We start from the raw sequence: 12,901 nt of genomic DNA, 5'->3' as shown, positions 1-12,901 counted from the left end.
CACGGCCAGCGGGCGCGGGGCGGCGCCCGCCGCGGCGAGTGCGGCGAGCGCGGCGGTCGCCCAGGGCGTTGCCTCGTGGCCCTCCGGCACGACGACGAGCCAGCCGCCGGAGAGCGGCACCGGCCCGTCGACGGCCGGGGCGGGCTGCCAACGCTCCTGGTAGCGGAGGGAGTTGAGGCGTGACAGCTCGGTGCTTCGGCGGCGCCAAGAGCCGAGCGCGGGCAGCACGGCGCCCAGCGCGTCGGCGTCGCCGAGTCCCAGCTCCTCGGTGAGGGCGTGCGCGTCGGCGCGCTCCACGGCCTCCCAGAAGCGCCGCTCCCCCGGCTCGGCCGGGGCCGCGTGCCCCGCGGGGGCGGGCTTCAGCCAGTAGGAACGGCGTTGGAACGCGTAGGTGGGCAGCTCGGCCCGGGGCGTCCCCGGCGCGTAGAACGGGCTCAGGTCCACGTCCCTGTGCGTGGCCACGGCGGCGAGCGAGGTGAGCAGCCGGTGCCAGCCGCCGTCGTCGCGGCGCAGCGTGCCTGTGGTCAGCGCGCCCGCGTCGGGCGCGTGGTCCTCGATCGTGTCCTGGATGGCGTGGACGAGCATCGGGTGCGGGCTGACCTCGACGAACGTGGTGTATCCGTCGTCGAGCAGCGCGCGGGTCGCCGTCTGGAACTCGACGGCCTCGCGCATGTTCAGGTACCAGTACTCGGCGTCGAGCGGGCCGCCGCCCCAGCCCGAGACGGTGGAGCGGAAGTCGATGTCGGGATCGACGGGCCGCAGCGGCGCCAGCTCCTCGAGGATCCGCGCGCGCAGCGGCTCGACCCGCGGCGAGTGGGAGGCGAAAGCGGCCGGGACGCGCCTGGCCCGCACGCCCTCCCGCTCGCAGTGCGCCATCAGCGCGTCCAGGTCGGCGTTATCGCCCGAGACGATGGTCGCGGCGGGCCCGTTGGACGCGGCGACGACGATCGCGCCGTTCCACGGGGCCAGCAGCTCCTCGACCTCCGCGCGCGGCAGGGTGAGGGAGCCGAGGCCGCCGTGGCCGATCAGCGGGTCGGCGCAGCGCACCCGGCGGGCGATCAGCCGGGCGGCGTCGTCCAGGCTCAGCGCCCCCGCGATGTACGCGGCGGCGATCTCGCCCTGGGAGTGGCCCACGACCGCGTCCGGCCGCACGCCCAGGGCCTGCCACTGGCGGGCGAGGGAGACCATCACCGAGAACAGCGCGGGCTGCACGACCGTCACGTCGTCGAGCCCCGGCGCGCCGTCGGCGCCCGTCAGCACGTCGATCAGGTCCCAGCCGGTGAAGGGCCGCAGCGCGCGGGCGCAGGCGGTCAGCTGCTCGGCGAACACCGGTGCGGTGGCGAGGAGTTCGGCGCCCATCCGCGCCCACTGCGCGCCCTGCCCAGGGAAGACGAAGACGGTCTTGCCCGGGCGGACGCCCGCGGTGCCCTCGACGGCGAACGGCGAGGGGCTGCCGTCCGCCACGGCCCCGAGCCCGGCGCGCAGCTCCGCGAGGTCGGCGCCCACGACGACGGCGCGGTGCCGCAGCGCGGCCCTGGTGGTGGCCAGCGCGTGGCCGACCAGGGGCGGGGTGAGCGCGGGGTCGTGGTCGAGGCGGTCGAGCAAACGCCTGGCCTGGGCGCGCAGCGCCTCGGGGGTCGCGGCGGTCAGCAGCCAGGGCAGGGCGCCGTCGGTCACCACGCGGGGGCCCGTTCCGCCCCAGGAGTCCGACTCCCGCGTGGCCGGGGCCTCTTCGATGATGAGGTGGGCGTTGGTGCCGCTGATGCCGAACGACGACACCCCGGCCCTGCGCGGGCGCCGCGAGCGCGGCCACGGGACGGGGTCGGTGAGCAGCGCGACCGCGCCGGACGACCAGTCGATGTGCGGGCTCGGCTCGTCCGCGTGCAGGGTCCTCGGCAGCCTCTCGTGGGTCAGCGCCATGATCATCTTGATGACGCCGCCGATGCCCGCGGCGGCCTGGGCGTGGCCGAGGTTGGACTTGAGCGAGCCGAGGCGCAGGGGCCGGTCCTCGGGGCGGCCCCTGCCATAGGTGGCAAGCAGCGCCTGGGCCTCGATGGGGTCGCCGAGCGCGGTGCCGGTGCCATGGGCCTCGACGGCGTCGACGTCGGCCGTGGTCAGCCCGGCGCCGGCCAGGGCCTGCCGGATCACCCGCTGCTGCGAGGGGCCGTTGGGCGCGGAGAGGCCGTTGGACGCGCCGTCGGAGTTGACCGCGGAGCCGCGGATCACGGCCAGCACGCGGTGGCCGTTGGCCCGGGCGTCGGAGAGCCGTTCGAGCACCACGAGGCCCGCGCCCTCGGCCCAGCTCGTGCCGTCGGCCGCGGCGGAGAACGCCTTGGCGCGGCCGTCGCGGGCCAGCCCGCGCTGCCTGCTGAGCTCAAGGAACATCCCGGCGTTGGCCATCACCGTGGCGCCGCCCGCCAGGGCGAGCGCGCTCTCGCCGCTCCGCAGCGACTGGCACGCCATGTGGAGCGCGACCAACGACGAGGAGCAGGCCGTGTCCACGGTGACGGCGGGGCCCTCGAGGCCGAGCGTGTACGCCACGCGCCCCGAGGCCACGCTGGCCGTCGTGCCCGTCAGCACCAGGCCGTCGACCGGGTCGGCGCCGCGGTGCGCGAGGGACGCGTACTCCTGCGCGACGACCCCGGCGAACACGCCGGTCGCGCTCCCCGCGAGGGTGTCGGGGCGGATGCCCGCGTGCTCCAACGCCTCCCACGCGGTCTCCAGGAGCAGCCGCTGCTGGGGGTCGAGCGCCAGGGCCTCGCGGGGGCTAATGCCGAAGAATTCGGCGTCGAACCGGTCGGCCTCGTACAGGAACCCGCCCTCGCGGACATAGGTCTTGCCGCGCGCGTCGGGGTCGGGGTCGTAGAGGTCATCGAGGTCCCAGCCGCGGTTGGTGGGGAACGCGCCGATGGCGTCCACGCCGTCGTCGACCAGGCGCCACAGCTCCTCGGGGGTGGTGACCCCGCCGGGGAAGCGGCAGCCGATGCCGACCACGGCGATCGGCTCGTCGGCGCGGGCCCTCGCCTGGCGGCCCTGGCGGGCGGCGGCGACCGGCGCGGCGTCGTCGGCGTTGTCGAGCGCGGCGTTGTCGAGCGCGGCGTCGGTGCCGAGCAGCTCGGTGCGGAGCAGGTCGACCAGCGCGTCGGGCGTCGGGTGGTCGAACAGCAGGGTGGAGGGGAGCCGCAGCCCGGCCGCCCGGTTGAGCGCGTTGCGCAGCTCGACGCTGCTGAGGGAGTCGAAGCCCATGTCGCGGAACGGGCTGCCCGGGTCGATCGCGTGCGGCGAGCCGTGCCCGAGCGCGGTGGCGAGCTGGCCGCGCAGGAAGTCGAGCAGGACGCGCCGCTGTTCGGCCTCGGGCTGCCCTGCGAGCCGTTCGCGCAGGCCGCCCCGGCCCCCGGCGGTGCCGGGCCCGGTGGCGCGGCGCGGCGGCACGCGGACCAGGCCGCGCAGCACGGTGGGCGGCGGCGTGGCGGTGGCGGCGGCCCGTTCGCGCGGCCCTGTCAGGTCGAGCCTGGCGGGGAGCAGCGCGGCCGCGTCCGAGCCGAGCGCGGCGTCGAACAGCTCGAGCGCGCGGGCGGCGGGCAGCGGCGCGAGACCGGCGCGGGCCATGCGCGCCAGGTCGCGCTCGCCCAGCGCCCCCGCCATGCCGCCGTCCTGCTCCCACAGGCCCCAGGCGAGGGCGTGGGCGGGCAGCCCCGCGGCGCGGCGGTGCTCGGCCAGGGCGTCGAGGAAGGCGTTGGCCGCCGCGTAGTTGGCCTGGCCGGGGGTGCCGAGGGTGCCGACCGCGGACGAGAACAGCACGAACGCGGACAGGCCCAGGTCGCGGGTCAGCTCGTGCAGGTGCCAGGCGGCGTCCGCCTTGGGGCGCAGCACGGTGTCGAGGCGGGCCTGGTCGAGCTCGGTCAGCGCGCCGTCGTCCAGCGTTCCCGCGCAGTGCACCACCGCGCCCAGGGGGTGCTCGGCGGGGACGGCGGCCAGCAGCGCGGCCAGGGCGCCGCGGTCGGCGACGTCGCACGCGACGACGTCGGCCCGCGCGCCGAGCGCCGCGAGCTCCTCGACCAGGTGGCCCGCCGCCGCGGGCCCGCGGCGGCCGACGAGCAGCAGCCTGGTGACGCCGTGCCGGGTGACCAGGTGGCGGGCGACGAGGGCGCCGAGCGCCCCGGTGCCGCCGGTCAGCAGCACGGTGCGTTCGGGGTCGAACGGTGTGCCACCCGCCGCGTCCGGCTCGGGCGCGGCCAGCCGGGGCACCAGGAAGCGGCCCTGGCGCAGGGCGAGTTGGGGCTCGTTCCCGGCGAGGGCGGCGGGCAGCTCGCGGGCGGAGGCGGGCGCGTCGTCGAGGTCGACAAGCGCGCAGCGGTCCGGGTGCTCGGCCACCGCGGAGCGGATCAGGCCCCACACGGCGGCGGCGGCGAGGTCGGTGGGAGGGGCGTCGGCGCCGGTGGCCACGGCGCCCCGGGTGAGGATCACCAGCCGGGAGTCATCGGGGGCCTCGGCCACGAGCGCCTTGACGAGGGCGAGCGCCCGGTGCGTCGCGGCGTGCGCGGCGGCCACCGGGTCGGTGCCAGGCGCGGTGGCGCACCAGGCGACGACCGTGCGCGGCCAGGCGGCGCCGTCCGCGTGGGCCTTGCGCAGCGCCGCGGCGTCGCGGTGCACGGCGGCAGGGGTGCCGAGCGCGGCGACGGCGGGCCAGGCGCGTTCGTCGTCGGGGTCGGCGACCAGCGCCCAGGCGCCCACCGGCTCGGCGGCCCCCGTGGTGACGGGGCGCCACTCCACGCGGTGCAGCGCGCCGAGGTCGGTGGCGCGCGCCCGCGCGAGCCGCTCGGGGCCGCCCGCGCGCAGGGTGAGGGAGCCGACGGTGAGCACGGGCGCGCCCGTCGGGTCGGTGAGGGCGAGGGCCACGGTGTCCTGGCCGGTCGGCGTGATCCGCACGCGCAGGGCGCGCGCCCCGGTGGCGTGCAGGGTCACCGAGCGCCAGGAGAACGGCACATGGACGGCGTCGTCCGCCGGATCGGGCGCCATGACGAGGGCGGCGGGCTGGATCGCGGAGTCGAGCAGCGCGGGGTGGACCCCGTGGGCCCCTGGCTCGGCGTCCTCGGGAAGGGACACCTCGGCCCAGGTGTCGCCGCCGTCCCGCCAGGCGGCGGTGAGCCCCTGGAACAGCGGGCCGTAGCCGAACCCCGTGGCGGCGATCCGCCGGTAGAACTCCTCGGTGTCCAGCGGCTCGGCGGCGACGGGGGGCCACGCGTCCTCAGGGTCCGCGGGCGCGGGCTCGCCATGGCCGGCGGCGAGCGCGCCCGTCGCGTGGCAGGTCCACTCGGTCCCCGGCGCGGCGTTCTCGGCCCTCGAGTGCACGGAGACGGGCCGCAGCCCCGCGTCGTCGGGCGGCTCGACGAGGACCCGCAGCTGGCGGGCGCCGTGGTCGGGCAGGGCGAGGAACGCGTGGTGGGTCAGCTCGTCGACGCGGTCGCACTCCACGTAACGCGCCGCGTGCAGCAGGAGGTCGACGAACGCGACGCCGGGCACGACCGGGGTGCCGTGGATGGCGTGCTCGGCGGTCCATGCGGGCTCACCGGCCGCCAGGCGCCCGGTGAAGAGGTGGCCATCGCCGCCGGGGAGCTCGGCGAGCGCGGTCAGCAGGGGGTGCCCGGTCGCCGTGAGCCCGGCCGCCGTGGTCTTTCCCGCGCCCGCGGGGGTGGGGGCGAGCCAGTGGCGCGCGCGCTGGAACGGATAGGTGGGCAGGGGCACATGACGCTCCCCCGCGCCCAGGTGCGCGGTCAGGTCGACGGGCGCGCCCGCGGCGTGGACGCGGCCGAGCCCGGCGAGCAGGGTGACGGGCTCGGGCGCGCCCGACTTCAGGAGCGCGACCGCCGTGGCGCCGTCGTCGCCGACGACCTCGCGCGTGAGGGCGGCGAGCACCGGGTCGGGGCCGAGCTCGACGAAGTGCCGCACGCCCTCGGCGCGCAGGGTGCGCACGGTGTCGAGGAAGCGGACGGTGCCGCGGGCGTGGGCGACCCAGTGGTCGGCCGAGGTCAGCTCGCCCGGCACGGCGAGCCGCCCGGTGAGGTTGGAGACCACGGGAACGCGCGGCTCCCGGTAGGTGACGTCGGCGGCCACGCGGGCGAACGCGTCGAGCATGGGCTCGATCAACGGCGAGTGGAACGCGTGGGAGACCGTCAGCCGCCTGGTCTTGACGCCCTGCCCGGCCAGCTCGGCCGCGACCTGGGCGACGGCCGCGGCGGCTCCGGAGACGACGACCGCGCCTTGGCCGTTCACCGCGGCGATGGCGACCTCGTCCGCGCGGTCGGCGACGAGGGGGCGGACGCGTTCCTCGGACGCCGCGACGGCGACCATGGCGCCGCCACCCGGCAGGGACTGCATCAGCGAGGCGCGCGCGGCGATGAGGCGGCAGGCGTCCTCGAGGTCGAGCACACCCGCGACATGGGCGGCCGTCAGCTCGCCGACGGAGTGCCCGGCGACGTGGTCGGGGCGCACGCCGAACGACGCGACCAGCCGGTACAGGGCGACCTGGAGGGCGAAGAGGCCGGTCTGCGCGTACCGCGTCTCGTGCAGCGGGGAGCCTTCGGCGGCGAGGACGGCGTCGGCGACCGGCGTCCCCGGGCCGAGGTGGCGGTCGAGCGCGGCGCACACCTCGTCGAACGCCCGGGCGAACACCGTTGACCGCGCGTAGAGTTCGCGGCCCATGCCGGGACGCTGCGCGCCCTGTCCCGTGAAGAGGAACGCCGTGCCGCCCGGCGCCGCGGTCCCGGTGAGCACCGCGGCCGACGGCTCGCCGCGGCCGAGGGCGCCGAGACCGGCGAGCAGCTCGTCGCGGCCCGTGCCGACCACGACGGCGCGGTGCGCGAAGCGGGCCCTGGTGGTGGCCAGGGCGCGGGCGATGTCGGCGGGGGCGAGGGCGGGCTCGGCGGCGAGGTGGGCGGAGAGGCGGGTGGCCTGGTCGCGCAGGGCTTGCGGGGTCCTGGCGGAGAGCACCAGGGGAACGGCGCCCGTGAGAAGCCCGGCACCGTCGCGCCCGCCGTCGGCGGCGGGGGCGGCCTTGGCCTCCTCGACGATGACATGCGCGTTGGTGCCGCTGATGCCGAACGACGAGACGCCCGCCCTGCGGGGGTGCCCGGTCTCGGGCCAGGGGCGCTCCTCGGTCAGCAGCGCGACCGCGCCCGCGGACCAGTCCACGTGCGACGTCGGCTCGCCCACGTGCAGGGTCCTCGGCAGCACGCCCTCGCGCATGGCCATGACCATCTTGATGATGCCGCCGACCCCGGCTGCGGCCTGGGCGTGCCCGATGTTCGACTTCAACGACCCGAGCCACAGGGGGTTCTCGGGGTCCCGCCCCGCGCCATAGGCGGCGATCAGGGCCTCGGCCTCGATCGGGTCGCCGAGCGCGGTGCCGGTGCCATGGGCCTCGACGGCGTCCACGGCGGCGGGCGAGACCCCGGCGCGGGCCAGGGCCTCGCGGATCACCCGCTCCTGGGAGGGGCCGTTGGGGGCGGTGAGGCCGTTGGACGCGCCGTCGGAGTTGACCGCGGAGCCGCGGACGACGGCGAGCACGGGGTGGCCGTTGCGGCGGGCGTCGGAGAGGCGTTCCAGCACGAGCAGCCCGGCGCCCTCGGCCCACACGGTGCCGTCGGCGCCCTCGGCGAACGCCTTGACCCGGCCGTCGGGCGCGAGGCCGCGCTGCCTGCTGAACTCCACGAACATGCCGGGCGTGGCCATCACGCACACGCCGCCCGCGAGCGCCAAGGTGGTCTCGCCGTCCCGCAGGGACCTGGCGGCCAGGTGCAGGGCGACGAGCGAGGACGAGCACGCGGTGTCCACGGTGACGGCAGGGCCCTCGAGGCCGAGGGTGTAGGCGATGCGCCCCGATGCCACGCTCACGGTGCCGCCGGTCAGCAGGTGCCCGTCGGCCCCGGGGGCGCCGTCGTGCAGCCGGGGGCCGTAGTCCTGCGCCATCGCGCCGACGTAGACGCCGGTGGCGCTGCCGCGCAGGGACCCGGGGTCGATCCCGGCGCGCTCAAGGGCCTCCCACGCCGTTTCGAGGAGCAGGCGCTGCTGCGGGTCCATCGCCGCGGCCTCGCGCGGGCTGATGCCGAAGAACGCGGCGTCGAACTCGGCGGCGCGCGTGAGGAATCCGCCCCTGGTCACATAGGTGCGGCCCGAGCGCGCCGGGTCGGGGTCGACGAGGGTGGCCAGGTCCCAGCCGCGGTCGCAGGGGAAGTCGGATGTGGCGTCCACGCCGTCGCGCACCAGGCGCCACAGCTCATCGGGGCCTTCGGCGCCGGGGAAGTGGCAGCCCATGCCGACGATGGCGATCGGCTCGTCGGGGTCGCCGCCACCCGAGGGGCGGGGCGCGCCCGAACGCGGCTCCTCGCGCCCGCCGGTCAGCTCGGCCAGCAGGAAGCGGGTGACGGCGGCGGGCGTGGGGTGGCTGAACAGCAGCGTGGTGGGCAGCCGCAGCCCCGTCGCCTTGGCGAGGCGGTCGCGCAGCTCGATCGCGGCGGCCGAGTCGAACCCCACGTCCCTGAACGAGCGGTCGGGGTCGAGGACTTCGCGGGCGCCCGCGCCGCCGAGGGCGGACGCCTCGGCGCGCACCCGCTCGAGCAGCAGCCGCTCGCGCTCGGCGGGGGAGAGCCCGGCCAGCCGGTCGAGCAGCGGGCCCCCGGCCTGCCCGCGGCGTTGGAAGGCATAGGTCGGCAGGTCCACGCGCCGGGTGCCTTCGGGGAAGAACGCGCCCCACGCGACGGCCCGTTGGCCGTGCACGGCGGCGAGCGCGCCCAGCACGCGGCGGCGGCCCGCGGCGTCGCGGCGGAGCGTGCCGATGGCGCGGGCGCCGCCCCCCGCGGCGTGCGCCTCGATGGTCTGCTGGAGGCCATAGGTCAGCACGGGGTGCGGGCTGATCTCGATGAACAGGCGGTGCCCGGCGTCGAGCAGGCCGCGGGTGGCCGCCTCGAACTCCACGGTGTGGCGCAGGTTGTGGCACCAGTAGTCCGCGTCGAGCGGCCCTTCCCCGTGGCCCGCGGGGGTGCGGTGCAACGGGATGGCGGCGGGCCCGGGGCGCAGCGGGGCCAGCTCGGCGCGCAGCCGGTCGATGATGGCGTCGATGTGGTACGAGTGGGCGGCGAGGTCCACGGCGATGCGGCGGGCGTGGACGCCCTCGGCGTCGAGCGCGGCCAGCAGCGCGTCGGCCGCGTCGGCGTCGCCCGAGACGATGACCGCGGCGGGGCCGTTGACGGCGGCGATGCCGAGGCGTTCGCCCCAGGGCGCCAGGCGCGCGGCGACCTCGGCGACGGGGGCGGCCACCGACACCATCGCGCCGCGCCCGGCGAGCGTGGCCTGGGCGCGGCTCCACCGCGCCACGAGCAGCGCGGCGTCCTCCAGGCTCAGCGCGCCCGCGACATGGGCGGCGGCGATCTCGCCGTTGGAGTGGCCGAGGACCGCGTCGGGCCGCACGCCGAGCGACTCCCACAGCCGGGCCAGGGCCACCATCACCGCGAACAGCGCGGGCTGGACGACCTCGGCGCGGTGCAGCCCTGGGGCGCCATCGGCCTGGGCGAGCACCTGGAGCAGGTCGAACTCCCAGTGCGGGGCGAGCGCTCGGGCGCAGGCGTCCAAGTGCTCGGCGAACACCGGGAATTCCGCGCGGAGTTCGAGGCCCATCCCGGCCCACTGCGCGCCCTGGCCAGGGAAGACGAACACGGTCCCGCCGGGGGCGTCGGGCGCGGGGGGCGGGGTGACGACCGCGGGGGAAGGGTCGCCGGAGGCCAGCGCGGCCAGGGCGGTCCTGAACTCCTCCGGGGTCTCGCCGATGACGACGGCGCGGTGGCGCAGGGCGGTGCGGGCGCTTGCCAGGGTCCAGCCGACCTCGGCGGGGGCGAGCCCGGGGTGCGCGTCGAGGTGGCGCGCCAGGCGGCGGGCCTGGTCGGCGAGGGCGGCCTCGGTCGCTCCCGAGAGCGGCCAGGGCAGCGGTACGGGCGCGGCCGCGCTCGGGGTCCCTGTCTTGGTCCCTGTCTTGGTCCCTGCCTTGGTCCCGGTCCCGGTGGGCTCGGGGCCCGGCGCGAAGGTGAGGCCGCCGACGGCCTTCGCCTTTCGGCCACCGCGCGGGCGCAGGGCCGCGCGCAGCAGGTCCTGGAGCAGGGTCAACGCCGCGGCGTCGTCAGGGACTTCGCCATGGCCGTCCCCGTGGGTCGCCGACCCGCCGCCGATGACGCGGTGGACGCGGTCGCCGTCGGCCAGGGCGCGGGCGAGCGGCTTGAGCACCAGGAGCCCGCCGAAGGGACCCGGCAGGACGGCCCCGGCCAGGGCCACGTCGCACGCGCCGCGACGCAGGCTCTCGGCGGCCAGGAGGACGGAGCGGGCGGCGGACGCGCCCGCCTCGTCCGACACCGGCCCTCGCAGCCCGAGGGTGGCGGCCAGCCCCTCGGCGACGCCACCGACGAAGATCCCGGTCGTCGACTCCCGCAGCGCGGCGGGGAGTACACCGGCGTCCTCAAGGGACTCCCACGCCAGCTCGATGGCCAGGCGCCGCCGCGGCGACCAGGCCGCGGCCTCGCCGTGCGACACCCCGAAGAAGTCCGCGTCGAACCCGCCGTCGAACCCGCCGTCGGACCCCGCCTCTGAAGCGGTGAATTCCTGGGCGCCCGCATTCGGCCGGTGTTCCGGCTTCACGCCCTTGTCGGGAGAATCCCGCAGGGCGGAGAGGGAAGGGGCCGAGGGAAGTCGACACGCCATTCCGATGAGCGCGATGGGCGGGGTGTCTTCCGCTGAAAGGGACTTCGCCGAATGACGCGACATCACATCCACCGTCCACACATCGAGTTGAACCGCTCCCGTCCCGCGGCACGACGCCGCCATCTCAGGTCACACCGATCACGCGGGTCCCAGCGGAACCGCGCACCCCTCGTTGCACTCAACACATCATGAGGCATAGCAGAATCAGCCATTATCCGCCCCCGGGACAAGCCCGGCCCGCCGCGCTCCAAGGCAGTCCTAAAATGGCATGGCGGAACGGGGGATGATGTGCTAGGCGCGGATGAACAACCGGAAAGAAGGCATGCTCTGACAGAGGGTTGAATGTCACACGACATACGGGCGACAGCTCCTCATGTACGGCAGTGCGCGCGTTCGGGCCAGATCGTACCCATACATATGCCAGCAGCATACCGCCCACAGCAAACGTAACGCCGGAAATCATCCCTCAACCGCTGTGACTGAAATCTAACTGGCGAATCGAACCAGGGATGTTTACGCGTCAAGTACGAGGGGAAGAATCCCCGTTCCGCCTGCTTCACCCGTCGTCCCAACAGCCCCACGCATGAGAGTTGGCCGACCCCGGGTACCCGGGGTCGGCCAACTCTCATGCGTGGAAGCGGAAATACCGAGAATGCTCCGCCGAGGATGCGGGAGGGCGGGCCTAACGGCGTCGGGTCAGCTGACGTCATCAAGCTCGCCTCTCCTTTCCTTTGTCCTTACCGGTCCTTGAAATACCGCTCCGTGTCACCGGATTCTATTCACGCCACCAGGAGAGGAACGAGCTCCACAGGCCGCCCCTCCCCGCCTTCTCGCGCTTCTTGGCGCGGTCCTGGTCCGCCGCCGACTGCTGCGGCTGCGGCGCCGAGGGCTGGGGGCGGGCCTTGCGCACCGGGCTGAAGCGCACCGGGAGCGTGGCGAGCGCCCGGTGGAACGGCCCCGGCCGCCACGTCAGGCTGTCCACGGCCACGGCCAGCTCGACGTCGGGAAGCTCGTTGAGCAGCTTCTCGATCGCCGCGATGGCGATGAGCTGGGCGGGGTCCTTGGCCGGGCAGGCGTGGGGACCGGCGCTCCAGGCCAGGTGGGCCCGCTTGCTGAGCGTCTGGCGCGACGAGGACAGCGCGGGGTCGGTGTTCGCCGCGGCGAAGCTGACCACCACGGGGTCGCCCGCGGCCAGCTTGACGCCGAAGAGGTCCACGTCCTGGGTCGGGTAGTGGATCCCGTAGTTGGCGAACGGCGGGCTGTTCCACAGCACCTCGTCGATGGCGTCCTCCACCAGGAGCGCGCCACCGTACTGACCGCCGAAGAACCGCGCGTCCGACAGGATCAGGAGCATGCACGTCGCCATGAGATTGCGCATCGGCTCGGAGCCGCCCGCGATCAGGGTGACGAGCTGGTGCACCATCTCCTCGTCGGTGAGGTTCGACGGGTGCTCCATCAGCCAGGTCGTCACGTCGCTGCCCGGCTTGGCGCGCTTGTGGGCGACCAGCTCGCTCAGCGCGCCGAGGACCTCCTGGTTGGCGTTCTCGGTGTCGATGCCGTCGAAGAGGTTGGAGAACCCCTCGACGAGCCGGTCACCGATCTCCTCGGGGCACCCGAAGATGTCGTTGAACACCAGCAGGGACAGCAGCTTGGCGTAGTCGTTGATCAGGTCGGCCGAGCCGCGCGCCGAGAACTGGTCCACGAGGTACGTCGAGACCCGCTCGACCTGGCGGCTGAGCCGGTGGGTGTCGATCCGGCTCATGCTGTCGGTGATCGCCTGGCGCAGCCGCAGGTGCGGGGCCCCGTCCGAGAACAGGGCGTTGGGCCGGTAGGCCATCATCGGGATGACGGGGCTGTCGGCGGGGACGCGGCCCTCGGCGAAGTCCCGCCAGCGCCTTGAGTCCTTGGAGAACAGCTCGGCGTTCTGGAGGACGTGCAGCGCCGCGGAGTAGTCGGTCACCAGGGTGGCGGGCACCCCGGGGGCCAGCTCCACGGGCGCGGCCACGCCGTAGTGGCGCAGGTAGGCGTAGAACGCCTCCGGGTCGGCGGCGAACTCGGCCCCGTAGAGCGGGGTGCGGAAATCGTCCTTCTGCCCCGGCCCCCCGGCCCGATGGGCCGGGCAGCCTGGTGGGGGTGAGACTGAGTCGGAAGAGTGCAT

The 12,901-nt window shown here is 75.8% G+C and carries 2 protein-coding genes; both read right to left on the bottom strand.

What is annotated here, in order from left to right; all coding sequences use genetic code 11:
- Window positions 1-10,806 (bottom strand): type I polyketide synthase (locus tag DEH69_RS24225; protein ID WP_258534919.1); only part of this gene is annotated, 10,806 nt, incomplete at its 3' end.
- Between the two features lie 712 nt (window positions 10,807-11,518).
- The gene (locus DEH69_RS24220; protein WP_113689115.1) at window positions 11,519-12,901 is read right to left on the bottom strand and encodes a cytochrome P450; all 1,383 of its coding nucleotides are present in this window, start codon (window positions 12,899-12,901) and stop codon (window positions 11,519-11,521) included.

The sequence above is a fragment of the Streptomyces sp. PT12 genome (assembly GCF_003311645.1).
Lineage (GTDB): Bacteria > Actinomycetota > Actinomycetes > Streptomycetales > Streptomycetaceae > Streptomyces.
Note: the sequence above shows the minus strand (reverse complement) of the source record. Positions and strands in the feature narration are given on the sequence as shown.